This is a genomic window from Paenibacillus sp. J22FR5, from assembly GCF_059691975.1.
The window spans coordinates 50,353-72,180 of record NZ_JCAUAN010000007.1 but is presented as its reverse complement, the minus strand read 5'-3'; the positions used below and the strand labels follow the sequence as shown (position 1 = coordinate 72,180).

Sequence of the window (21,828 nt, the reverse complement as noted above, 5' to 3'; positions counted from 1 at the left end):
TCAAGATGGAAAAGATGAGGTGATCCTATGCTTCGCGTGTTATTTAATGAGCCGAAACGTATCGACAGCGGACTCCTGCTGGAAGCGGTCAGCGCGGTAAGAGCCTATATGAAACACATCGAAACTGAGCAGAGTCACCTCTCCACGGCATATTCGGTTTTCCATCGGCAAGCCATTTGGAGTAAGGGTTTTATCGATGCGCTGGATGAGCTTGAACAGAGCAAATATTGTTGTGAGCGATATGGTGAGCATATTCGTAAAGCGTATTTGGAGGAAATGAACCCCCAAGAGTCTGAGTCCTATCAACGATTCGTTTATTTTTACAAAAATGCGTTCATTCGTTTGTTTTCCATTTTAGATAAACTAGGTACCTTTATGAATGACCTGTTCGGGCTGAAAACAGAGAAGTTGAAATCTCGTTTCTCATACTTCACCGTCCTTCGTCATATGCATGAAAAACATATCCATGGCTCTCTAGAGCTGCAGCTCTATACACTCAAAATGACGTATAAAGCACCTCTTGATCGACTGCGTAATTTGCGAAATATGGAAATTCACTACATTAATGCGGAGATGCTGGATGACCTCCTTCAGAAAGAGCCAATGCTTGGAGAACGTATTCATATCGAGAATGTGAAAATGAATTTGTCTGATTTACAGCAGGGATTTGATATGGTGTGCCGAACCTTAACAATAGCATTTTCTTATTTTACGGCATATGTGACAAAGGGGTAGTGGGCCATGCCATTAAAAGGTCGAACAGTTCTTGTTACAGGCAGTGCCAAGGGTTTGGGTAAAATGACCGCATTGACCCTAGCCAAGAAGGGCTGCCAGGTCGCTGTCAATTATGTAACAAGTGAGAAGGAAGCTACGGAGCTCGTTCATCACTTGAATGAAATGGGCGTTCGCAGCATCGCTGTACAGGGTGATGTAGCCAAACGCGAAGACATTATTCGCATGGTGGAAGAAACGGTCTCGAAGCTTGGACCCATTGATATACTTGTAAATAATGCAGGGCCTTTTGTTCGTGAACGTCGTTTTTTCGCTGACTATAACATGGATGAAATTGAATATCTGATGCGGGGAAATCTTATTGGTGTGATGGAACTAGATCATCTCGTACTTCCGATGATGAGAGCGAATCGATGGGGGCGCATTATCCATTTCGGCTTCGGTAAAGCGGCTGAAGCAAGGGGCTGGACGCACAGGGCTGCTTATGCGGCTGCGAAGGTAGGATTAGTCTCCTTTACCAAAACATTAGCTGAAGAAGAAGCCGCGCATGGTATCACGGTTAATATGATATGTCCTGGCGATATTCGCGGGAAGAATAAAGAACGTACGATGGAAGAAGCGCGCTTAGAAGTGGATGGGGAAACGCCAGTGGGACGACCTGGGACGGGTGAGGATGTGGCGCGAGTCATTGATTTCCTCTGCTCGCCAAACTCTGATTTCATCACAGGTAATATTATGGACATCTCAGGTGCGTTGGATCCGATTCAGCCTTTGCCTGTGCTCAAACAACGGAAGTCCGAATAGAACACTATACAGCAAAAAGAGCTTACCCTAGAGGTAAGCTCTTTCTTAAAATAAAGAATGTATATGTTTCACTCGATAAGTCGGCTATATTTCTAGATAAACGCATCCGTCCATAAGGACGATGTAGCCGTTTATTGTGTGATATAGTCGTAATTAGAATACCTGTACGACTTCTGTTATGCCCTCTACCTCTTCAACCAATGCGCGCTCAATACCAGCCTTTAATGTGATTGTTGAGCTCGGGCAGCTACCGCAGGCACCCATAAGTTTCAGTTTTACGATTCCGTCTTCCACATCAACTAGATCAACGTCACCGCCATCGCGTTGTAGGAAAGGACGAAGTTTATCTAAAACCTCAAGAACTTCATCGTAAATCGCTTCTTTGGTTTTTTCTGTCATTTGATTCATCTCCTTTCTTTATCTATTATAGTACAATACGCTTTAAATGAAAATGGTTTGGGGCTTGAAACTATCAGCATGGGGTGGAATTTTTAAATGAGACCAATTATTGAATTTTGTGCCAGCAATATGCACACAGGAACAGATAAAGTGATGAAAGACCTCGAACAAAATCCGGATTTCGATGTCATGGAATACGGCTGTCTGGGCAATTGTGGCCAGTGCTACATGGAACCTTACGCTCTAGTCAACGGTGAAATCATTGCCGCGGAAAGTGCGGAGAGTCTCCATGCTCGTATTTTAGAAAAAATCAAAGAGATCGAGGCCATGTACGACTTACTCAGTGAGTAACTGCTGTCATTCTAACCGAAGTGGCGTTTGGACTTCCAGAGCACGCCGCTTTTGAGCATACGCGCAATTTTTCCTGTCATTAATGTACGTTTTCCCATAATGCCGAAGCCGCTCTTTTTACCAAGGGAACCTAGTGTGCCTCTCAGCTTGATTTTGCCAAGTCGCGGTGTCTCTGCCTTCCAAATCGCTTGAATCACTTCTGCAATTTGCTTGCCTTGCGCTTGAGCGGCTTGAGCGCTTGGTGAGAAAGGTAGTGACGCACAATCACCAACTACGAAAACTTCTTCAAAATCAGGAATTTGGTGGTATTCATTTAACAGAATTCGTCCTTGACGATCCTTTGGTACATTCAAAGCTTCGACTATTGGCGTTGGCTGTATACCGGCCGTCCAAATCGTCGCATCTGTACGAATAATCTCATCTTGATTGTACAAATCTCCGCCATCTAGTCGAACCAAAGATACTTGTGTGCGGAGTTCGATATGATGCTCGATCATCCATTCACGCACGTACTGCTGTAGATTCGTTGGAAAAGCGGAGAGTAGACTTGGACCGCGATCAATTAATCGGATATTCAGGTCAGGGCGGCTTTCGCGAAGCTCTGAAGCCATTTCAACCCCGCTAAGTCCTCCGCCAATGATGGACACTTGCCCATAAGGGGAGATATTGTTAATTTTCTGGTAGGTTGCACGCGTTTGAGCCAGTGTTTGGATACTGGAGGAAAACTCTTGAGCGCCGACAATGCCATGATAACTGTCTACACAACCAAGTCCAATGACTAGCCAATCATAAGAGATTGGTTCTTTGTCGTGGAAGTTGACTTGTTTCGCTCCTAGATCAACCCCGGAAACCTCTCCATACACCAGCTGTAGTCGAGAATCATCGGGATAGGCCACACGGATATGCGTTTCAGCAATCGTACCGGAAGCGAGCGCATAATATTCGGTTTTCAGGCCTTGAAATGGACTACGATCAATCATAATAAGTTCTGTATCGTCTGGTAGATCTTTTTCCAGCAAATTTAAAGCTATGGTCAGACCGCCATAGCCACCTCCGAGAATAACAAACTTTTTCATAGCCAACCAATATCCCTTCTGAACGATGATCTATTCTCTATTATCTCTCATACACTTTGATTTCATTATAAAAGGTGTCACGTTCAACCGCGACGCGGCCAGCACCTTGAATGAGCCATACAAGCTCATCACGTGTAAGACCTTCAGGCGAAAGTGCGCCCGCGGCGTGGGAGATTTTCTCTTTCACGATCGTACCGTGTGCATCTGATGCACCGAAGGTAAAGGATAGCTGCGTAAGTTTCGTTCCGATATTGATGAAATAAGCTTTAATATGCGGGAAATTATCCAGCATTAAGCGGCTGATCGCGATGGTTTTGAGCTCGTCCCAAGCAGGTACACGTCGTTTAAGACCTGCATTTTTACTAGCTGGCTGTACAGAGTTCGGAATGAACACAAGGAAACCGCCTGTTTCGTCCTGCAGCTCGCGCAGCAGCATCATATGGCGAATGCGTTCTTCCTTTGTTTCAATGGAACCATACAGCATCGTTGCATGTGTCTTCATCCCAAGAAGATGAGCTTGGCGATGAACATCCAACCATTCTTCTGTGGATGCTTTTTCGACCTTCATTTTAGCGCGGTAGCGCTCCGTTAGAATTTCTGCACCGCCGCCAGGTAGCGTGGAAAGTCCAGCATCCATCAACGTTTTGAGCACATCACGGTAGCTTAAACCGCTAATCCGAGAGAAAAATTCAATTTCTGCTGCCGTATGAGCTTTAATCGTAACATCTGGATAAGCTTGCTTCAGTTGGCGAATGCAATCGACATAATAATCGAAAGGTAGGTGAGGGTTATGCCCTTGAGAAATATGGAACTCTTTAATTTCAGGGTTAAAATTTTCAGCAATATAATCTAACATCTGACTAGGTGTCAGCGTGTAAGAACCTTCTTCACCTTCGTCGCGGCGGAAATGGCAAAAAGAACAATGCTCCTCACATACATTCGTGAAGTACAAGCTCATATTTTGAACAAAATACACCTTGTTTCCGTTTAAACGTGTATTCACCTTATTTGCTAATTGACCAATGGTTAAGAGATCGTCGGATTCATATAAGAATAGTCCATCTTCCATGGTCAGACGTTCGCCATTCTCAACTTTATCAGCAATTTCAGCCATCCGTTTGAGCGGGTCCGTAGTCACAATACTCATGCTCCATGCCTCCTATGAAAATATATAATAAAACCCATACTGAAACGACGCAGCTAGAACCTAGAACCAGGTGCGTTAAGTGGTGTGAGTTGCTCGCGTACCTGTCAACCAGTTCGGTTAAGGAATTCACACCTAGTTTTATAACGATACAAACTATCCATCTCTCTTATTATAAACCTCCTACTTGGGAGGGGCAACATCCGAACGTTGAAGATAAATCGACAATGTTATCCATGTCAGGTATTTTTTCGATGAATTTGGTGAAATGTTATTCCCAATATTAACAAATTCCTGTATACTATTGCAATGTGATTACGTAAGGGCTAAAGGTGATAATAATCGTGCTACCATTATTCGTGACCGAACCGCAGGAACGACTTCATATCAAAATTGAACAGCTTCGAGGCCAAATGGTTAGTTTGGGGACCTCTTATGGTTTCCTTCATCCTGACGTGCAGAAATGCAGTCGAGATCTGGACCAGCTGCTATTGCAGTATTATGCAACAAGACGCCCTAAACAATGAACAGCTGCCCTTGAGCATCGGATGGATTAGGAGTATACTTGAAGTAAGCACTTCGTATACCAATGCCAGTTTTCCTTTAAGCAGGGAAACACCAGGGAGGGATTTCCATTATGATTAACATAAGTGAATCAGCTAGTGATAAAATTAAAGAGCTTTTGGCTTCTGAAGAATCAACTAAGCTATTCTTACGTCTTGGCGTGAAAGCAGGCGGTTGTAGCGGCTTTTCGTATGGAATGGGCTTCGATGATGATCAAAAGTCTGACGATAAAGAATTTACCATTCACGGTCTGAAGGTAGTTGTGGATGAAGACAGCGCTAAGTATTTATACGGCGTCCAAATCGACTTTGAAGACAAAGGCATGGGTGGCGGTTTCACCATCAATAACCCGAATGCAGTAGCATCGTGTGGTTGTGGATCATCCTTCAAACCAGCGGATTATGAAGGAACACCAGAGCCGTGTGATGATAAGGTAGAAGCTTAAAAACGGATAACGGACCTTCCAAGCTTGTGTAGATGTTAATACACAGAATTGGGAGGTTTTTTTGAGAAAATGGTGATCAGCAATCTACTCAAGATAGCAGTAGTAGATAGTCAGAAACAAAGAAGCAAAGCGCGTATACAGCGCTTTGTTCTATTGTCATCCAACAATATGGCCTCAAATTAAGACAAATTGTTTAATTTTTTCAAAAAAGTTAAAGATTCATAATATGGTTAATTAAAAAACATTTCTAAGTTTAGCGGCATGTGCTATTCTAAATAATAAAAATCTTCTGGGGTGAAGAGAAATGCAAGTTACTGATGTCGAAAAAGTACCATCCTTGTTTTCCAGAACCAATCCGTTTCAAGCGAAAGTGTTGAGAAATTTTAATTTAAACGGAGAAGGCTCCAGCAAAGAAACACGCCATATTGAGCTTTCACTCGAAGGCTCTGGCCTGTCCTATGTGCCCGGCGATTGCTTAGGCGTAGTACCTGACAACGATCCTGAGTTGGTCGCTTCTATCCTTGAGGTTATGAAGTGGGATGCGGACACGGCGGTTGTCATTAATAAACAGAACGAAACGCTCCCGTTGAAAGAAGCGCTATTGAAGCATTTCGAGCTTACGCTGTTATCCAGGAAAATTGTTCAGCAAGCAGCTGAATTTTCCGAAAATGAAGCGTTGAAGCAGCTTGTGGCGGATGCGGAGCAGCTGAAGGCTTATATAGACGGCCGCGATGTGCTTGACTTACTGAGTGAATTTGGACCTTGGAAAGCTTCCGCGCACGAAATTGTCGCTTTATTAAGAAAAATGCCGCCACGGTTATATTCCATTGCAAGCAGCTTTGCAGCCAATCCGGGGGAAGTTCACCTCACGATCGGTGCGGTTCGCTACATGGCGCATGGTCGCGAGCGCAAAGGCGTATGTTCCGTGATGTGCGCAGAGCGCCTGAACGAAGGAGAAACTGTTCCGGTCTTTGTTCAAGTAAACAAACATTTTAACCTGCCGGAGTCCTCGGAGCAGGATATCATCATGGTAGGTCCTGGTACAGGTATTGCGCCATTCCGTTCCTTTATTCAAGAACGTGCGGTGAGCAAAGCGACAGGCAATGCATGGTTGTTCTTTGGCGACCAGCGCTCCGCGACAGATTTCCTGTATCAGGAGGAGCTTGAGCAATATCAACAGGCTGGCGCACTGACCAAAATCGACGTAGCCTTCTCCCGCGATACGGCACAGAAAGTGTACGTGCAGAATAAAATGCAGGAGAATAGCCAGGAGCTATTCGAATGGTTAGAGCGCGGAGCTTACTTCTACGTGTGCGGCGATAAACAAAACATGGCGAAGGATGTTCACAACACCCTGATTGACATTATTGAAAAAGAAGGCAAGTTGAGTCGCGAAGATGCTGAAGCGTATTTGAATGGCTTGCAAGAGCAAGGACGTTACCAACGCGACGTTTATTAATTGAAATTAGATGAGGGTGTCCCAAAAGTCATGAAGATGACTGAGGTACACCCTTTTCCATTTTTGTAAAAGCGCCGGCAATTTCGTATGAATATCCACCTCGAGCCCCTCTACTAGCCGTCCCTTTATACCATTTTATGAATAATATATTGTATTAAGCTAGCAAGTGCAGTTGCTAGAAGGGAGGGCGTTAAATGGCTTCTAGGAAGGATTTCATTGAACTCATTGCACCGATTGCTGTGAAGCTTCGATTGGAAGGCTCACCGATATTCCCATCGGTCCGAATTGCCCAAGCGTTGCTGGAGACTGGTGATCAAATGAATGCGTGGAACAATGTAGTGGGTTATAAAGTAGGGAGTGGCGTCCTAACGCCGTACTGGCAGGGAGATCGTGTGTCAGCAAGAACATGGGAATTCATCAAGGGGGAGCAAGTAACTAATGTCATGGGGGATTTTCGTGCCTACGCTTCTATTGAGGATGGATTTCGTGATCAAGATCTGCTATTTCAAATAGCACGTTATACAGCAATACGGTCAGCGAGTAGTCCACAGGCTCAGACAACAGCTTTACAGAACAGTGGATACGCAACTGACCCTGCCTATGCAAGTAAACTGAATGCGATTATAGCAACAGAAGGGTTAACTTTCTTTGATGGGGAGGTCATACGGATGTTAGAGAAACTACAGGCACAAATCGCAGAGTTAACGAATAGAGTGCATTCACTCGAGGAGCAGTCGGCACTTACCGTTATACCGGCTTGGGCCAAACCAGGCATTGATGCAGCGGTGAAGGCGGGACTCATCGACACACCTGAAAAAGGGAGCTATGATTTCTATCGATTATTAACCGTATTACATCGGAAAGGGATTATTTAGATGTGGAAAAAAAGAGTGGGGCCGAGGGTGAAATGGCTATTCTAGTACACCATTCGGCCTTTAATTCGTACGTTTTCACCATATTTGGCTTGCATCAGCTTCGTTTGCTCTTGCATAAAAGCATAAATTTCTTTCAAACGGTTTTTACGCGGTTTAATCGTTTCTTTGATTTCTCCATTTAAAACGATATCGTATACGATCATACTCGTTCAACTCCTTTTGGATTGTCTTCTTAGTATTATTGTAGACGATGATTATTAAGGGACGATTAAAATTTCTTTTCAATTTTGTGAATAAGATGAAGGTTATGTTAAGAGAACGTGAAAAATGCCTAAAATAGCGATCAATTTTTTTTATCAGCATTTGGAAAGTTTTGGGTGTGTATAAGTTTATACACATTATCCCCCTATAGTTCGCCTGCGTTCATGGTACATATTAACAATTTACCCACAGGATATGCACAGTTAACTGTGGATAACGGAACGCTTGTTCTATTAAAAACCCCATGATACTATAAGTCTAAATTATAGAATATGGGTGATTTCAGTGAGACAAATTAGCGATGAGACATTGATCGACTCTTATTACAAGGCACTAGATTTAAGATTAGAATCCGATTTTCTTGAACTTTTGCTTGCGGAAATTCAGAGACGCAAATTACAGTTAGCCGTGTTGGTTAAGGATGAAACGCCACTCAATTAAACTTCACTCAGCAGGTATTTGCAGGGTATAGCTGGAATGACAGTCGGGACAATTCAAGAGATGAAGGCATTGGTGATCGCCGCCGCCATCCTCGTTTGCCAAGGAAATGTCGTTCATCTCGTAAGGCGAATAAGGACCGAGCAAGTCACTCAGCTTACCATGGTCACACATACGCTGCGAGCACACAGGACAGTTGGTTTGCAATTCTTGCAGGCCATTACAAACTGGACATATAGATGACAAAGGGGTATTCCTCCTAATCCGTAGATTAGGTATAGAATACCCCGTTTTGTTTCTGAAAATTAAAATTTCAAGTTCGAGCTATGTCCTGGTGAAAGCTTGGCACTTGGATCGATATATACTTTCGCGTTATTAATCGCAGTAGGTGCTTCACCGAAGCCAACAGCAATCAATTTCAATTTACCAGGGTATGTCGTAATATCGCCAGCAGCGAAGATTCCTGGAATATTCGTTTCCATCCGGGAATCAACAACGATTGAGCCGCTCTCGATTTCAAGACCCCATTCAGAAATCGGTCCAAGAGAGGATACAAAGCCGAAGTTGATGATAACTGCATCGACATCGTGAATGCTTTCTTCGCCTGATTTAATATTTTTGAGCGTGATTTGTTCGATACGGTCTGTACCGTGAAGTTTCGTAATTTCCGTTGGTGTAACAACGTTAACCTTGGAGTTCATTAGGTTCTCTACACTGTGTTCATGGGCACGGAATTTATCTCTACGGTGGATCAAGGTTACTTTCTCAGCAATCGGCTCAAGCATCAAAGCCCAGTCAACTGCGGAATCACCGCCACCGCTAATAACAACTTTCTGACCAGCGAATGCATTCAAGTCACTTACGAAGTAATGCAAGTTTTTCTTCTCGAATTGAGCAGCTTCTGTTAATTCAAGACGACGCGGCTCGAATGCCCCAACGCCCCCTGTAATAATAACAGCATGACTCAGATGTACGCCCTTGTCTGTCGTAATTTCGAAGAGACGTTCTTCTTTTTTTACAACTTGATGTACTTTTTCTTCCAAACAGATGTTGATAGGGAAGTGTTTCATTTGAGCTGACAAATTATTGACTAGCTCTTGTGCAGTAACTTTCGGGAATCCAGCAACATCATAAATATATTTTTCTGGATATAGTGCTGCGAGTTGGCCACCGAGTTGAGGCATGCTTTCAATAATTTTCACAGAAGCTTGACGCATGCCTGCATAGAAGGACGCGAACATGCCAGCTGGGCCACCGCCGACCACAATAATATCAACGATGTCTTGATTAGCTTCTCTCTCGTTCATGATAGCACCTCCGATTTGATCCGATAAGTGTGCAAGTATTCTGAATAAAGCGATAATCATTATCATTATAAACGTCTCTTCTATTGAAGGAAACAGAAAAGTTCAAATTCTTTATATAATTCACTTATGGATATAATAAGTAATGCTTACATTGGCTGTACAGGCTAGAAAGGCTATAATGCCTGATTTTAAAGCAAAATAGCACTTGATATTTACTTATGAAAATTATATCATATCATGAGAATCGATTTATGCATGTTGTGACGAATTTCAGCCTGTTTCATCATAATTCACTGCGAAAGCGTGCAAACTAGTAGCAGTATACTACTTTTGAAGCCGTTTGTGTAATTTTTCACAAGATAGAGAGACTATGGGACAAAATACGGATATGGAAGTGAGAGAGACATGAGTAGAATACCAAGAATTGTTATATTAGGAGCCGGTTACGGCGGGATCCTTGCTGCAATTCGTTTGCAGAAGGAATTGAACTACAACGAAGCTGATGTTACGCTTGTAAACAAGCATGACTATCACTACATCACAACACATCTTCACATGCCTGCTGCAGGAACGGATAATCCTGAAAATGCACGCGTGAACATTTTGAAGTTGATTGATGAATTTAAAGTTGATTTCGTGAAATCGACTGTTACGCAAATTCGTCCACATGAGAAAAAGGTTATTTTGGAAGACGGAACACTTTCCTACGACTACCTCGTTATCGGACTTGGTGGAGAAGCGGAAACTTTCGGTATTCCAGGTCTTAAAGAAAATGCTTTGAACATCCGCAGTATCAACAGCGTACGATTCATTCGTGAGCATATTGAGTACCAATTCGCGAAGTTCAAGCGTGAACCAGATCGCAAAGATTACCTAACTTTCGTTATCGGTGGCGCTGGATTTACGGGTATTGAATTTATCGGTGAGCTTGCAGATCGTATCCCAATGCTTTGCAAAGAGTTCGATGTGGATCCTTCCCTTGTGAAGATTTATAATATTGAAGCTGCTCCGACAGCATTGCCAGGTTTTGATCCTGAGCTGGTTGAGTATGCGATGAAAGTTCTTACAGATAAAGGTATCACTTTCAAAATTGGTACAGCCATCAAAGAATGTACGCCTGAGGGTGTTCTTATTGCTGGTGATGAGTTTATTAAAGCAGCAACTGTTGTATGGACGGGCGGTATCCGCGGTAACCATATGCTAGATGAAGCTGGCTTCGAGACGATGCGCGGCAGAATCAAAGTAGATGAGCATCTTCATGCACCAGGTTTCGATAACATCTATGTTGTGGGTGACTGTTCCATCGTTATGAACGACGAAGGAAGACCATTCCCTCCAACAGCACAAATTGCTATGCAGCAAGGTGAAGCTGTTGCACACAACTTGATCGCTTCGATCCGTGGATCACAAATGAAAACTTTCAAATACTCGAACAAAGGTACAGTTGCTTCCCTTGGTAAGGGTCAAGCGATCGGTATTGTTGGTTCCCGTAAATTGAAAGGTAATGTTGCTGCAATGATGAAAAAAGTGGTTGATATGAGATACCTTTACATTATTGGCGGAATTCCGTTAGTTATACGTAAAGGACGTTTCTAGTCGAGGATTGTTAACAGGGGGATTGCCATGCGACACTGCAGTGTCCAAGTAAGAGGACTTCTTACCCGGGATGAACTGGATCGTTACAATGCCTTGATCGAGGTCGGTCACTTCTTAGAGACTGAGAAACGTTACGATCATGTCGCTGTTGTGCAAAAGGAAATTGATATCCTCATTCTTCCAGCGATTGAACGTTTGAAGGAAAAGGGTCGTCAACGTGACCGGGATACGGAAGCGTATCTGGCACGGAAAGCGCAGATGGAAGCGGAATTGGAAGCTGCTCTGCGAGACGATGAGGACGATGAATAAATAATCCCAAGAAGCATCGCTCAACAAAGGCGATGCTTCTTTTTTTGGTTTGAATAGATTAGAAAAAAAGAGCAGAGGACCGGAGTCCTGTGCTCTTAAGCTATCTTATATTTGAATGAAAGCTGCGAATTTCTCAGGAAGCATGACATTGCCAACATAGAAATCTCCGAACTCGCCGAAGCGTGCGCTGACTTCATCAAAGCGCATTTCGTACACGAGCTTTTTGAAATGAAGAGGATCGTCCGAGAAGAGTGTAACGCCCCATTCCCAATCATCCAGTCCAACGGATCCTGTAATAATTTGTTTCACTTTACCTGCATAGGTACGACCGATCATCCCGTGGCTGCGCATCATCGTTTTGCGATCTTCCGCAGGGAGCATGTACCAGTTGTCATTGCCATCACGTCGTTTATTCATCGGATAGAAGCAAATATGTTTGGATTTGGGAAGAATAGGTTTCAAGCGAGCTTGTAACTCAGGATCTTGGGCAGGATCAACACCTGGCTTCGCAAGATAGCTGCTCAATTCTACGATCGACACGTAGGAGTAAACTGGGATAGTAAAAGCGGCAAAACTAGATTTATTAAAAGCAGTTTCAAGCTCATTCAGTTCTTCCAGTGTTTCACGCATTTGCATGAAAACGAAATCAGCTTTTTGACCTACGATGCTATAAACGGCAGTACTGCCTAGTTTATCGTTTTCAACTTGCTGCCACTGAGATAAGAATGTTTGCAGCTCGTCCGCTGCATGCTTACGTTCTTGTGGGGTTGCGGCATGCCATGCATTCCAATCCATCAGACGGAAATCATGGAGCGCATACCAGCCTTCCAGCGTTTGTACGGCTTCACTCATTGTTTTTCCTCCATTCAAGGGCTAATATCCCCTACATTGTATCCAATTCATGGAGAAAGGGCAAATGAACAAAGGGTGAAGTTGAATTGTTCAATTTGTGTACACTTTACCTGTACCTTCCTGTCGATTACAATAATAAGAGCTACAGGAGCCAATGAAATGCAGGGCTTCTTACATATTTAAGGGGGAACTATCGTGCTGCAAATGGTTATTGCCACTGTCTTGATGATGGTGTTATTTTTTGGAATTGGATTTATTCTAAATATGCTCATGAAAACAACGTGGTTTCCGCTGTATGCGTTTATTGCCTTGGTGATCGGTATCGTTATCTACGGATATATGGGATCGTCTTCTTTTATGTCCAGTGATGAAAGCTTCACTATCGTAGACATCATTCCTGCTATCGGTGGCTTGATTGGTGCGATATTGAGCGGATCTGCGATTAAAGCATTACGTATTCGCGGCTTCAAAATGTTTTAATATTGACAGGTCATTCGGGTCACGCTAAGAGAGTACCTAAACTTCACTTACGGAGGAGACACGACCAGTGCCTTGGGCTAATGTGAATGGAACAAAGCTGCATTATGAGATAACAGGGCCAGAAAAGGGGACGCCAATTGTCTTTATTCACCCTCCGTTGCTTACACTAGAAGCGTTCTCATACCAGAAAGAACAACTAGGAGACCATTTCCGAGTCATTACCTTTGATATTAGAGGACATGGCGCTAGTGCTTGCTCGGAGCGTTCGATAAGTTATGAACTTATTTCAGAAGACATGGTAAGGCTTCTTGATTACATAGGTATCGAGCAAGCCTTTGTGTGCGGTTATTCAGCAGGAGGAACTGTTGCGCTAGAAGCTTTGCTCTCGCATCCAACACGGTTTGTGGGGGGAATTATCGTTAGCGGGATGTCTGAATTGACGGATATCTACAATAGGCTCAGAGTTTGGCTTGCGGTTCGAATGGCGAATCCGAGTCGAATTATGAAACTTTTGATTGGAGCGATTACGTATGGCAATTCTGATAAATCGACTACCTATCATGAGCTGAACGAACACGCGTTACGAGATACGGCAGGCAATGTGAAGTCGTATTTTGAACAATCGCTACATTACTCTTGCACAAGTCGTCTTCCTAAAATTAAGCAGCCCGTTTTATTGATCTATGGACAAAAGGATAAAGCATTTCATCCATACGCTCATATTCTTCATAAAGGACTGCTGCATAGTTCTCTTTTTTTCATCAGAGATGCTAAGCATCCAGTACCCATTCAAAACGCGCCAAGGATGAATGATCTGATTTATCTTTGGATAGATAGCTTAGAAGAGGAGCAAACGGAACGTAGGAAACAAGATCTAGCTATTGCGCAAAAGTTAAATCCGCAGATGTATGGGAACACAATTGAATATCCCGCAGAGAGTGAAAACATACGTCATACCTATAAATAAAAGTAATTCAACCCAAGATTCCATTGCTAGTGAGAAATTGCGATGGAATCTTTTTCTTGCCTAGAAGGTAAAATTATCTTTTCTCTTGTAGATACCAAGATTGTCGATTTTTGTGGTAGACTAATAGAGAGAGACTGAAGAAGTAAGCAGCTAGATTTGTAGCTGCTTCTCAGTCGAGCTGAGGCAGGATGGTGCTGTAACGGAATGAGAATGACGAATATGCTGCATTTCACCGAGAATCATCGGTTTTGTGTAAACCGTGAGTTTTCCTTGAGCAGTTTGGACTATAAAATGTTAGCGATGATGTATCAGCCGATGATCGGCGGCTTGGCGATAAGCCTCTATCAAGCGCTCTATCAGCAGATGAGTGCTGAGAAAGTCGGCTACTCGCCGATGGAGCAGCAACGTAAGCTATTTCTTCTGCTAGATTTGGAGCATGGCGAGCGCGGCCGGAAATATTTGATTGAACAATCCTCCAAACTGGAAGCGATTGGTCTCCTTCAGACGACTCGCAAGTTTATACCGGAAGAAGAGGATTATGTTTTCGTCTATACGCTATTTGCCCCCCTAGGGCCGAATGAGTTTTTCCGAAATCAGCATTTAACGCTGTTACTGCGCGATAAGGTTGGCAAATTCATGCTGCTGTCGCTCCGAGAAGACTTGCTTTCGCCTGAACCTGAGGAGTGTCGTGAGGCGACCGAGGAGAACTTATCGGTTCCTTTCTATGAACTATTCCGCTTGAATACGCAGGTCGTGGATTATGAGCTGGAACAAGCGCTTTATGAGGCTTCTGCGAGCAAGCAAGGGGACGCTCGGATGGACGTGACGACCAAGGGCTTTAAGTACGCGGATATTATTATGAGATTTCCGCGTGGAGCGAGTAATCGCGTATTTGTTGAAGCACTGAAGCACAAGCCAGAGCATATGGTAGCCATCAATATCGTGGCGAAGAAATACAACCTTTCCCTGCAAGAAACGTGTCGCTTGCTGGATGAGGATGGCGTGTTCACCGAAGAGGGTGAGCTTGTCATGGACCTTATGCAGTATAATGCGAATCTGTTCTACAGACAGAGCAAGAAACGGGATGAGGAGCGGGAACGGACGACAACGAAATCCGAGGATGGCGCCCAAACGACGGAGGAACAGTCCGTTGAGATGGCGTATTACTTAGAAGTTCCTCAGCAGCTGCGCGGCGAATGCACAGATCATCAGTACAATTACATCATGCGAAATGAGCCATACACGGCTGTGCTGAAAATGTTTTTCACACAGGGTTCGATACCTGATGGCGTACTTAATATTTTCGAGAAAATAGATTTAAATTATAAATTGAAAGAGGAAGTCATCAATGTTCTGATTCACTTTCTGCACATTGATCGTCGCTCTTGGGCGAAATCCTCGATTGAGGCTGTAGCCTCAGATATGCTAGGAAAGCAAATTAATACGTATGAACAAGCGGTTGAGTATGTACGTGAGAAGATTAATTATAAACTGAAGGCAGCATCTAAGGTGGAAACAGCGAAGGCAAGCGGGGGCTCGGCAACGCGCGGACGTCAGGGTAAAACGCAGAAGCCTCATATTCCTATTGTATTGCCTGATACGGGAACAACATCGTCAACAAGGCTGTCTGCTGAGGAACTCGAGGCTGCTAGGCGTATGGCACAGAAGTTGGATGAGCGATTTAACCGTAAGAGCTAAAGCTTAGTACTGGGGTCTTCGGATTTGAATATGGAACTGTAAGAACTGTAAGGAGGTGCCAAACGGATGGAATCCTTGTCGCATTTACTCAAATCATTGCCGGATACAGAGTGGAAAAGAAAAGCTGAAGCGAAAATACAAGGGGTTCTCGTGGATCCTTTGATTGTTAAATTTCGTCAAAAGTATACGTTCGTCGATGATTATGCGATTAAAATAAATATGAACAAGCTGTATCAGCATGTAACGGAATTTAAACATTGTTCCAACTGTCCAGGCTTGGACAAATGTCCTAATGATATGACCGGGCATTATACGATGCTCTCGGCCGAATCCGTGGAAGGACAGGCAGCTTTTATCCATGAGGAGAAGGTTGCTTGTAAAAAGTTCATTGCCAAGGGGCAACAGGATGCCATAAGCAGCCGGATTCGCACCTTCCATGTGGATCCGCGGATGATTTCGCGAAGCTTCTCTTTTGGCGATATTCTGGAAACGGATCTTGATCGTGCGAAAGCTGTTATGCAGATCAATGATTACGTGAGCTTGACTATTGAAGAGGGGCTCCAGACACGCGGACTATACTTATCGGGATCATTTGGCACAGGGAAAACGTTCTTAATGGGGTACATGCTGCATCAGCTCGCAAAGGTTGGGATGACGGGTGCAATCGTCTATATGCCAGACTTTGCTGAGGACTTGAAGGGGATGTTCCAAGAGCCCTACAAGCTGAAAGAGACGATAGACCTTCTAAAGGAAACGGATCTGCTTGTTTTTGATGATATTGGGGCAGAGAATTTGAACCCATGGTTGCGAGATCATGTGATCGGTGCGATCGTCAATCATCGGATGAATCGCAAACCCACATTTTTCACTTCGAATTATACGTTGTCTGGCCTGGAGAAGCATTTCAGCTTCACGAACAAAGACGGTGACGAGGAGTATAAAGGACAGCGGATTATGGACCGTATACGTCCATTCGTAGATGTGGTTGAAGTGACGGGGACGAACAAACGGGGGATATGACGAAAGAGCTGTACAAATGGGGGTGTGAATCAGCCCACGTTGGTACAGCTTTTTGTGCTAAGAAGACATATGAAAAACTGCCTTGCACAATGTGCAGGGCAGTTCATGAAACGTTCATGCTTATTTCATCACTTGGATGACGGTAGCAATGGCTGCAATGACGAACAATACGCCAAAGAATGCGCCAAAACCGATGCCTACATCCATGAAATCATTACGCGGTTCTTCGTACACGTGATGCTCAGGGTGTTGATTGCTCATGTGGTTACCCCCTAACGTCCGACATTCGTATTTGTAAGCCTAGTATACCCAAATTCGTCGAAAGTTGTAAAGCTTATCAAAGTGACAATTATGCAAACAATCGCAATAACACACAGAACAGGCAAAATATCACTTGACTCTGACATTAGTGTTATGGTTTACAATAAAGACATCCCCACCACGCAAGTAGGAACAAGAAAGAAGTGAAGTCCATGCGGATTAGTGAGTTATCCAAGCTTACCGGAGCAAGCATTCGGTCCTTGCGCTACTACGAAGCCAAAGGGCTGATCGCAACCCAGCGTGAAGAGAATGGCTATCGGGTTTACAATCAAATGGTTGTTGAGCGTGTGAAGACCATTCAATTTTATTTGAGTCTTGGCTTTACAACAGAGCAAATCGAAAGTTTTCTCAACTGTGTGATGAAGAATCAGGAGTCACAGTGTGATGATTTGCTGCCGCTCTATACCGAGAAGCTGCAAGAAATCGAGAAGCAAATGGAGATGCTGCAGCTGCTCCAAGCGAATCTCAAGGATCGTATTTCCTATATTGAGGAACAGCGACGCCAAGGGCTGCCTGTCGGACTACCCTCGATATAGACCAAAGGATACCCGTTTTACTAACTTATGGCTTGGTTGAAAAGGCACATGAGTGTGGTATACTTTGTATGTTGACGTGATGCGAAGCAAGTTAAGTGACTAACTTAATCTTACTTTTCACCTTATAAATCAAATTCATTCTTAGAAGGAGGAACTATCATGGCAATCGTGAATGTTTCTGACAACAGTTTTAAAGCAGAAGTTGAAGGAGAAGGTACAGTACTTGTAGACTTCTGGGCACCTTGGTGCGGACCTTGTAAAATGATCGCTCCTGTATTGGAAGAGCTGGATAAAGAAGTTGAATCTTTGAAAATCGCAAAAGTAAACGTGGATGACAATCCGGAATCCGCTGCTCGCTTTGGCGTTATGAGTATCCCAACCCTGATCGTTTTCAAAGACGGACAACCGGTTGATAAAGTGGTTGGCTTCCAATCTAAAGATGCGTTGAAAAACGTCGTTTCCCGTCATCAATAATTGGTACCTGTTACAAACTAGAAACAATTGTTCGTGAGAAAAAGCTCTTTTTCTGCTATGCTGAGAAAGAGCTTTTTTTCATGCAACGATTTTTTCTGAAAGGAGATTGGAGTTATGACTGACTTTGAGCAAGAGGACGCTGACGTCCGCGAACAAAGCCTGGAAACGATCAGGCACAAGCTATCTTTACTACCGGATAAGCCGGGCTGTTATATTATGAAAAACCATCAAGGCACGATTATTTATGTGGGTAAGGCCAAGGTATTGAAAAATCGTGTGCGCTCCTATTTCACAGGGAGTCACAGCGCAAAAACGCAAAAGCTAGTCAGCGAAATTCGCGACTTTGAATATATCATTACCTCCTCGAATATGGAGGCTTTAATTCTCGAGTGTAACCTGATTAAGCAGCATCATCCTCGTTATAACGTGCTTCTGAAGGATGATAAGACGTTTCCGTACATCAAGATTACACATGAAGAGCAGCCGCGTCTGGAAGTCACGCGGCGCGTGTACAAGGATAAGGGAAAGTACTTCGGCCCTTATCCCAATGCCTTTGCGGCCCAGCAGACGAAGAAGCTGCTGGACCGGTTGTATCCGCTGCGCAAGTGCAAGACCATGCCCGATAAAGTATGCCTATACTATCATATGGGGCAATGTCTTGCGCCCTGCGCATTAGAGGTATCCGCGGAGACGAACGAGCGGATGGTGCAAGAGATCAGTCGTTTCCTGAACGGGGGACACGACATCATTAAGGAAGAGCTGACGACCAAGATGTTGGCGGCAGCGGAAGAACTGAACTTCGAGCGCGCGAAGGAGCTGCGCGATCATATCATGAGCATCGATGCGCTCATGGAGAAGCAGAAGATTACGACGGCCGACGCGCTTGACCGCGATGTATTCGGCTATGCCGTGGACAAAGGCTGGATGGCTGTGCATATCCAGTATATGCGTCAGGGCAAGCTGATCGAGCGGCACGTTTCCCTATTCCCTTACTACGGGGATGAGTACAATGATTTCATGACATATGTCACGCAGGTATACAGCGATAATCCCGCATTGCCAAAGGAGATTTTCTTGCCAACGATGCCGGAGCCCGAAGCTCAGCAAGAGGCTTCAGAAGATGTGTTAAGGCGTACGGAGGGTGACGAGAAGGAGATTCGCGAAGCCTTGGAAGGTTGGCTCAAGGTGAAGGTACACATGCCTCAACGTGGGCTGAAGAAGCAAATGGTCGATATGGCCAGGGACAACGCAGTGAACGCATTGGATGAGAAGTTCCGTTTGGTCGAGCGCGATGAGCGTCGTACAACGAAAGCGGTCGAGAACCTCGGTGAATGGCTTGGGATTGGTACAATACGCCGAATTGAGGCGTTTGATAACTCCAATATTCAAGGAACGAATCCGGTATCGGCGATGGTTGTTTTCGTAGATGGTAAGCCGGATCGCAAGGAATACCGGAAATATAAGGTGAAGACCGTTGTCGGACCCGATGATTATGAAACGATGAGGGAAGTTATCAGACGACGCTATGAGCGTGTCCTGAAGGACAATCTGACGATGCCTGATTTGATCGTTGTCGATGGCGGGAAAGGGCAGATTTCTGCCGCGATCGACGTTCTTGAGAATGAATTAGGTTTGTATATTCCGATTTGCGGTCTTGTGAAGGATGCTAAGCATAAAACAGCTCAGCTCATGATCGGCGATCCTGCCGAAATTGTTCCGTTACCGCGGGATAGCCAGGAGTTTTATTTGCTGCAGCGCATTCAAGACGAAGTCCATCGCTTCGCGATCACGTTTCATCGGGAAACGCGGGCCAAATCGATGGTCGTCTCGCAGCTTGATGCGATTCCAGGCGTTGGTGAGAAGCGACGTAAGGCGTTGTTGAAACATTTTGGCTCCGTGCGAAAAATAAAAGAGGCTGAAGTCGCGGACTTCAAGCCTCTGGGTATTGGTGAGAAATTGGCAAACGACATTATCAAAGCACTTCAAGGCGAGGCGGCGGCTCCCCAGGAATAAGGGGCCTTCGCCTTTTTCCGTGTAACCAAGCTAATCCCCATCCAACCAGACCGGGTAGAACGAGATACAGAATACCGGCGAGTATATTGCCAACATGCCCCAAGGAGAAGAGTGACAATCCCATCAGGATGCTATCCATACACGCGTGAGCGAATACGGCCGTAATGAAACCAAACTTAAGGAATACATAGCCAAGTATAATGCCGATAATGGTGACCTCTATGAGACGAGTGTAGACAGGATAGATCGGATATTGCGTATGACTGGCCGCCCAGATCACACTAGGGAGCAGGATAGCAATAAAGTTGTTGCGGAACAGCTTTTTGAAAAGGATGATACCCAGCAGTCTGAAGGTTGCCTCCTCGGAAATGGCAGCAACCCACGCCATGAGGGGGAAGAAGCGCGGCTCTAGCATATTAAGAACCGAATCCGTCGGATCATTGACGGACCACACATCAAATTTCACTTCACCTGCGTAAAATAACACCTGCTGGATGCCGAGGATGAAGAGTGCAAGTAAATATCCCCGTCCCATCCCATAGTAGACCTCATGACCGAAAGTGTCATCTTTCCAAGTTGGCCATTTTCTTTGGCCGATGGCTCTCCAAAGTCCAGCGCCAGCGACCAAAGAAAGGTAGAGTGAGATCCCTAGCAGGACAGTTACTACGCTCATGAAAATAATGGTGAACCTTACGGTCAAGTCACTGTTCGTATCACCGCTCATGGCACGGAAAGCTGGATACATATTTACATTATTTACAATATAAATGATGAGGAAGATTGTTGTTAAAAGCAAACCTCTACTGAATTTCATATGTTTCCTATATATAATGGCAAAAACAATCGCAGCAAGCGTCATCAGGGCTGTGAAGCCCATGGAAATCCAAGTCATGAGTGAGGCGGAGTCGTCCTGCTCCGTAAGCCATTCTAAGTGAGACGCAGGGAGCTGAAAGCTGACATAAAAACCGGTGAGATTTACTTGATCGAAATCCGTGTGAACTTGAAGCTTGGCTTCACCAATTGGATTTGAGAGCTTTTCATATTGAAGCGTCGTTTGTCCTTCGGAATTTTCATTATCGGTATGCTCTACAAGGGTAAAGTCCTGAGGATCAAACCCCATCTGACGAAGTTCCAGCTTCGCTAGCGTATCTGCCTTTGTCTGACTCATCGGCGATACCTGCCTCGTTTTGGAGATCGCTAGATTTTCATGCCAACCCATGATCTTCGCATTTGTGTAATTGACATCCACTTCAAACTGCCGTTTGGTAAGGGGGTCTTTTACACTGACTTGATAATAGTCGATTGGAAACCGTTCCCCATACTGCGTCGTATAAGCTTTTAGTAAATGCTCTTTTTGAAGATAACCATTTCGTTCTTTTTTGGATTGATAGACTACGTAGGTTTGCGGGTTGTGCAGCTCGTAGCGTTGACGGATGAAATCGGCTGCACTGTCTGCTGCTTGCTGTTTCGTGATAGATGGATGGTCCGCTGTTGGCGGTTCTTCTGCTCGCAGTCCATAAAGGAGTGAAATACCGATATATAGGGACATACCGATGCAAGCCAAGAGGAGGAGAAAACGATTTAACTTCAGCCTTAGCATAGTGAGTTCCCTTCTGAATTCTTGATTCTCAAATCACTTCTTAACGTTATCATAGATTAAAAAGAAAGCCAATTTACTGGTAAAGATTCAGAAACAATTATATAATA

General features: G+C 44.4%; 26 protein-coding genes. 17 read left to right on the top strand and 9 right to left on the bottom strand.

Going from position 1 to position 21,828, the window contains the following annotated elements:
- The first annotated feature begins 27 nt into the window (after positions 1-27).
- Entirely contained in the window at positions 28-735 is a 708-nt protein-coding gene (locus AC58P7_RS12310) for a Cthe_2314 family HEPN domain-containing protein (RefSeq protein ID WP_497343165.1), read from the top strand.
- A gap of 6 nt (positions 736-741) precedes the next feature.
- Positions 742-1,536: an SDR family oxidoreductase gene (locus AC58P7_RS12305; protein ID WP_497343163.1), complete on the top strand. Its 795-nt coding sequence runs from the start codon at positions 742-744 to the stop codon at positions 1,534-1,536.
- Positions 1,537-1,689: 153 nt separating this feature from the next.
- Here AC58P7_RS12305 and AC58P7_RS12300 read toward each other — a convergent pair whose 3' ends face one another.
- Positions 1,690-1,935 (bottom strand): NifU family protein, encoded by a 246-nt coding sequence (locus AC58P7_RS12300; RefSeq protein ID WP_028558591.1) that lies wholly within the window; start codon positions 1,933-1,935, stop codon positions 1,690-1,692.
- Between the two features lie 96 nt (positions 1,936-2,031).
- Here AC58P7_RS12300 and AC58P7_RS12295 point away from each other — a divergent pair, with 96 nt between their 5' ends.
- Positions 2,032-2,286 carry a YuzB family protein gene (locus tag AC58P7_RS12295; RefSeq protein WP_497343161.1) on the top strand — a complete coding sequence of 85 codons (255 nt, stop codon included), beginning with the start codon at positions 2,032-2,034 and terminating at the stop codon, positions 2,284-2,286.
- 11 nt (positions 2,287-2,297) lie between these two features.
- Here AC58P7_RS12295 and AC58P7_RS12290 read toward each other — a convergent pair whose 3' ends face one another.
- Both AC58P7_RS12290 and mqnE read right to left on the bottom strand, forming a co-directional pair.
- Positions 2,298-3,362: an NAD(P)/FAD-dependent oxidoreductase gene (locus AC58P7_RS12290; RefSeq protein ID WP_497343431.1), complete on the bottom strand. Its 1,065-nt coding sequence runs from the start codon at positions 3,360-3,362 to the stop codon at positions 2,298-2,300.
- A gap of 40 nt (positions 3,363-3,402) precedes the next feature.
- On the bottom strand, positions 3,403-4,509 hold the full coding sequence (gene mqnE, locus AC58P7_RS12285) for an aminofutalosine synthase MqnE (RefSeq protein WP_497343159.1): 1,107 nt from the start codon (positions 4,507-4,509) through the stop codon (positions 3,403-3,405).
- A 341-nt stretch (positions 4,510-4,850) separates the two neighbouring features.
- On the opposite strand from mqnE, the gene AC58P7_RS12280 reads away from it, so the two are divergent.
- From AC58P7_RS12280 to AC58P7_RS12265, 4 genes are all read left to right on the top strand, one after another.
- Positions 4,851-5,033: an aspartyl-phosphate phosphatase Spo0E family protein gene (locus AC58P7_RS12280; RefSeq protein WP_497343157.1), complete on the top strand. Its 183-nt coding sequence runs from the start codon at positions 4,851-4,853 to the stop codon at positions 5,031-5,033.
- 110 nt (positions 5,034-5,143) lie between these two features.
- Complete coding sequence (locus AC58P7_RS12275) at positions 5,144-5,515, top strand: HesB/IscA family protein (RefSeq protein WP_497343155.1); 372 nt, start codon at positions 5,144-5,146, stop codon at positions 5,513-5,515.
- A gap of 304 nt (positions 5,516-5,819) precedes the next feature.
- Positions 5,820-6,974, top strand: coding sequence for a sulfite reductase subunit alpha (locus AC58P7_RS12270; protein WP_497343153.1), 1,155 nt, complete (start codon positions 5,820-5,822; stop codon positions 6,972-6,974).
- Between the two features lie 194 nt (positions 6,975-7,168).
- Complete coding sequence (locus AC58P7_RS12265) at positions 7,169-7,849, top strand: glycoside hydrolase family 73 protein (RefSeq protein WP_497343151.1); 681 nt, start codon at positions 7,169-7,171, stop codon at positions 7,847-7,849.
- A 41-nt stretch (positions 7,850-7,890) separates the two neighbouring features.
- On the opposite strand, the gene AC58P7_RS12260 is transcribed toward AC58P7_RS12265, so the two are convergent.
- Complete coding sequence (locus AC58P7_RS12260; RefSeq protein WP_057313103.1) at positions 7,891-8,052, bottom strand: hypothetical protein; 162 nt, start codon at positions 8,050-8,052, stop codon at positions 7,891-7,893.
- A gap of 334 nt (positions 8,053-8,386) precedes the next feature.
- Between AC58P7_RS12260 and sda the strand changes: the two genes are divergently transcribed.
- A complete protein-coding gene (sda, locus tag AC58P7_RS12255; protein ID WP_497343149.1) occupies positions 8,387-8,551 on the top strand; it encodes a sporulation histidine kinase inhibitor Sda in 165 nt (54 codons plus the stop codon).
- Positions 8,552-8,554: 3 nt separating this feature from the next.
- Here the strand turns inward: sda and AC58P7_RS12250 are convergent, their stop codons facing one another.
- Together AC58P7_RS12250 and AC58P7_RS12245 are read right to left on the bottom strand one after the other, a co-directional pair.
- Positions 8,555-8,794: a hypothetical protein gene (locus AC58P7_RS12250; RefSeq protein ID WP_497343147.1), complete on the bottom strand. Its 240-nt coding sequence runs from the start codon at positions 8,792-8,794 to the stop codon at positions 8,555-8,557.
- A 59-nt stretch (positions 8,795-8,853) separates the two neighbouring features.
- Positions 8,854-9,855 (bottom strand): NAD(P)/FAD-dependent oxidoreductase, encoded by a 1,002-nt coding sequence (locus AC58P7_RS12245; RefSeq protein ID WP_497343145.1) that lies wholly within the window; start codon positions 9,853-9,855, stop codon positions 8,854-8,856.
- Between the two features lie 405 nt (positions 9,856-10,260).
- Here AC58P7_RS12245 and AC58P7_RS12240 point away from each other — a divergent pair, with 405 nt between their 5' ends.
- Positions 10,261-11,451, top strand: coding sequence for an NAD(P)/FAD-dependent oxidoreductase (locus AC58P7_RS12240; RefSeq protein WP_497343143.1), 1,191 nt, complete (start codon positions 10,261-10,263; stop codon positions 11,449-11,451).
- Between the two features lie 27 nt (positions 11,452-11,478).
- Positions 11,479-11,760: a hypothetical protein gene (locus AC58P7_RS12235; protein ID WP_497269901.1), complete on the top strand. Its 282-nt coding sequence runs from the start codon at positions 11,479-11,481 to the stop codon at positions 11,758-11,760.
- A gap of 105 nt (positions 11,761-11,865) precedes the next feature.
- Here AC58P7_RS12235 and hemQ read toward each other — a convergent pair whose 3' ends face one another.
- Positions 11,866-12,612 carry a hydrogen peroxide-dependent heme synthase gene (gene hemQ / locus AC58P7_RS12230; RefSeq protein ID WP_497343141.1) on the bottom strand — a complete coding sequence of 249 codons (747 nt, stop codon included), beginning with the start codon at positions 12,610-12,612 and terminating at the stop codon, positions 11,866-11,868.
- 195 nt (positions 12,613-12,807) lie between these two features.
- Between hemQ and AC58P7_RS12225 the strand changes: the two genes are divergently transcribed.
- The 4 genes from AC58P7_RS12225 (at position 12,808) to dnaI (ending at position 16,777) form a co-directional block, all read left to right on the top strand.
- On the top strand, positions 12,808-13,092 hold the full coding sequence (locus tag AC58P7_RS12225; protein WP_497343139.1) for a YuiB family protein: 285 nt from the start codon (positions 12,808-12,810) through the stop codon (positions 13,090-13,092).
- Positions 13,093-13,159: 67 nt separating this feature from the next.
- On the top strand, positions 13,160-14,059 hold the full coding sequence (locus tag AC58P7_RS12220; protein ID WP_497343137.1) for an alpha/beta fold hydrolase: 900 nt from the start codon (positions 13,160-13,162) through the stop codon (positions 14,057-14,059).
- A 204-nt stretch (positions 14,060-14,263) separates the two neighbouring features.
- On the top strand, positions 14,264-15,757 hold the full coding sequence (locus tag AC58P7_RS12215; RefSeq protein WP_497343135.1) for a replication initiation and membrane attachment family protein: 1,494 nt from the start codon (positions 14,264-14,266) through the stop codon (positions 15,755-15,757).
- 66 nt (positions 15,758-15,823) lie between these two features.
- Entirely contained in the window at positions 15,824-16,777 is a 954-nt protein-coding gene (dnaI, locus tag AC58P7_RS12210) for a primosomal protein DnaI (protein WP_497343133.1), read from the top strand.
- 120 nt (positions 16,778-16,897) lie between these two features.
- On the opposite strand, the gene AC58P7_RS12205 is transcribed toward dnaI, so the two are convergent.
- The gene (locus AC58P7_RS12205; protein ID WP_497343131.1) at positions 16,898-17,038 is read right to left on the bottom strand and encodes a YqzM family protein; all 141 of its coding nucleotides are present in this window, start codon (positions 17,036-17,038) and stop codon (positions 16,898-16,900) included.
- Positions 17,039-17,250: 212 nt separating this feature from the next.
- Between AC58P7_RS12205 and AC58P7_RS12200 the strand changes: the two genes are divergently transcribed.
- The 3 genes from AC58P7_RS12200 (at position 17,251) to uvrC (ending at position 20,121) form a co-directional block, all read left to right on the top strand.
- Positions 17,251-17,634 (top strand): MerR family transcriptional regulator, encoded by a 384-nt coding sequence (locus tag AC58P7_RS12200; protein WP_056613610.1) that lies wholly within the window; start codon positions 17,251-17,253, stop codon positions 17,632-17,634.
- A 159-nt stretch (positions 17,635-17,793) separates the two neighbouring features.
- Complete coding sequence (gene trxA / locus AC58P7_RS12195) at positions 17,794-18,108, top strand: thioredoxin (protein WP_056613612.1); 315 nt, start codon at positions 17,794-17,796, stop codon at positions 18,106-18,108.
- A gap of 114 nt (positions 18,109-18,222) precedes the next feature.
- Complete coding sequence (gene uvrC / locus AC58P7_RS12190) at positions 18,223-20,121, top strand: excinuclease ABC subunit UvrC (protein ID WP_497343129.1); 1,899 nt, start codon at positions 18,223-18,225, stop codon at positions 20,119-20,121.
- Here uvrC and AC58P7_RS12185 read toward each other — a convergent pair.
- Positions 20,081-21,721: a CPBP family intramembrane glutamic endopeptidase gene (locus AC58P7_RS12185; protein WP_497343127.1), complete on the bottom strand. Its 1,641-nt coding sequence runs from the start codon at positions 21,719-21,721 to the stop codon at positions 20,081-20,083. The two genes, uvrC and AC58P7_RS12185, sit on opposite strands and share 41 nt — an antisense overlap.
- Positions 21,722-21,828: the final 107 nt, after the last annotated feature.

What these genes read in the sequence shown, in the direction of transcription:
- AC58P7_RS12310 (WP_497343165.1), top strand. Translation starts at nt 28, where the DNA reads ATGCTTCGCGTGTTATTTAATGAGCCGAAACGTATCGACAGCGGACTC.
- AC58P7_RS12305 (WP_497343163.1), top strand. Translation starts at nt 742, where the DNA reads ATGCCATTAAAAGGTCGAACAGTTCTTGTTACAGGCAGTGCCAAGGGT.
- AC58P7_RS12300 (WP_028558591.1), bottom strand. Translation starts at nt 1,935, where the DNA reads ATGACAGAAAAAACCAAAGAAGCGATTTACGATGAAGTTCTTGAGGTT.
- AC58P7_RS12295 (WP_497343161.1), top strand. Translation starts at nt 2,032, where the DNA reads ATGAGACCAATTATTGAATTTTGTGCCAGCAATATGCACACAGGAACA.
- AC58P7_RS12290 (WP_497343431.1), bottom strand. Translation starts at nt 3,362, where the DNA reads ATGAAAAAGTTTGTTATTCTCGGAGGTGGCTATGGCGGTCTGACCATA.
- mqnE (WP_497343159.1), bottom strand. Translation starts at nt 4,509, where the DNA reads ATGAGTATTGTGACTACGGACCCGCTCAAACGGATGGCTGAAATTGCT.
- AC58P7_RS12275 (WP_497343155.1), top strand. Translation starts at nt 5,144, where the DNA reads ATGATTAACATAAGTGAATCAGCTAGTGATAAAATTAAAGAGCTTTTG.
- AC58P7_RS12270 (WP_497343153.1), top strand. Translation starts at nt 5,820, where the DNA reads ATGCAAGTTACTGATGTCGAAAAAGTACCATCCTTGTTTTCCAGAACC.
- AC58P7_RS12265 (WP_497343151.1), top strand. Translation starts at nt 7,169, where the DNA reads ATGGCTTCTAGGAAGGATTTCATTGAACTCATTGCACCGATTGCTGTG.
- AC58P7_RS12260 (WP_057313103.1), bottom strand. Translation starts at nt 8,052, where the DNA reads ATGATCGTATACGATATCGTTTTAAATGGAGAAATCAAAGAAACGATT.
- AC58P7_RS12245 (WP_497343145.1), bottom strand. Translation starts at nt 9,855, where the DNA reads ATGAACGAGAGAGAAGCTAATCAAGACATCGTTGATATTATTGTGGTC.
- AC58P7_RS12240 (WP_497343143.1), top strand. Translation starts at nt 10,261, where the DNA reads ATGAGTAGAATACCAAGAATTGTTATATTAGGAGCCGGTTACGGCGGG.
- AC58P7_RS12235 (WP_497269901.1), top strand. Translation starts at nt 11,479, where the DNA reads ATGCGACACTGCAGTGTCCAAGTAAGAGGACTTCTTACCCGGGATGAA.
- hemQ (WP_497343141.1), bottom strand. Translation starts at nt 12,612, where the DNA reads ATGAGTGAAGCCGTACAAACGCTGGAAGGCTGGTATGCGCTCCATGAT.
- AC58P7_RS12215 (WP_497343135.1), top strand. Translation starts at nt 14,264, where the DNA reads ATGAGAATGACGAATATGCTGCATTTCACCGAGAATCATCGGTTTTGT.
- dnaI (WP_497343133.1), top strand. Translation starts at nt 15,824, where the DNA reads ATGGAATCCTTGTCGCATTTACTCAAATCATTGCCGGATACAGAGTGG.
- AC58P7_RS12205 (WP_497343131.1), bottom strand. Translation starts at nt 17,038, where the DNA reads ATGAGCAATCAACACCCTGAGCATCACGTGTACGAAGAACCGCGTAAT.
- AC58P7_RS12200 (WP_056613610.1), top strand. Translation starts at nt 17,251, where the DNA reads ATGCGGATTAGTGAGTTATCCAAGCTTACCGGAGCAAGCATTCGGTCC.
- trxA (WP_056613612.1), top strand. Translation starts at nt 17,794, where the DNA reads ATGGCAATCGTGAATGTTTCTGACAACAGTTTTAAAGCAGAAGTTGAA.
- uvrC (WP_497343129.1), top strand. Translation starts at nt 18,223, where the DNA reads ATGACTGACTTTGAGCAAGAGGACGCTGACGTCCGCGAACAAAGCCTG.
- AC58P7_RS12185 (WP_497343127.1), bottom strand. Translation starts at nt 21,721, where the DNA reads ATGCTAAGGCTGAAGTTAAATCGTTTTCTCCTCCTCTTGGCTTGCATC.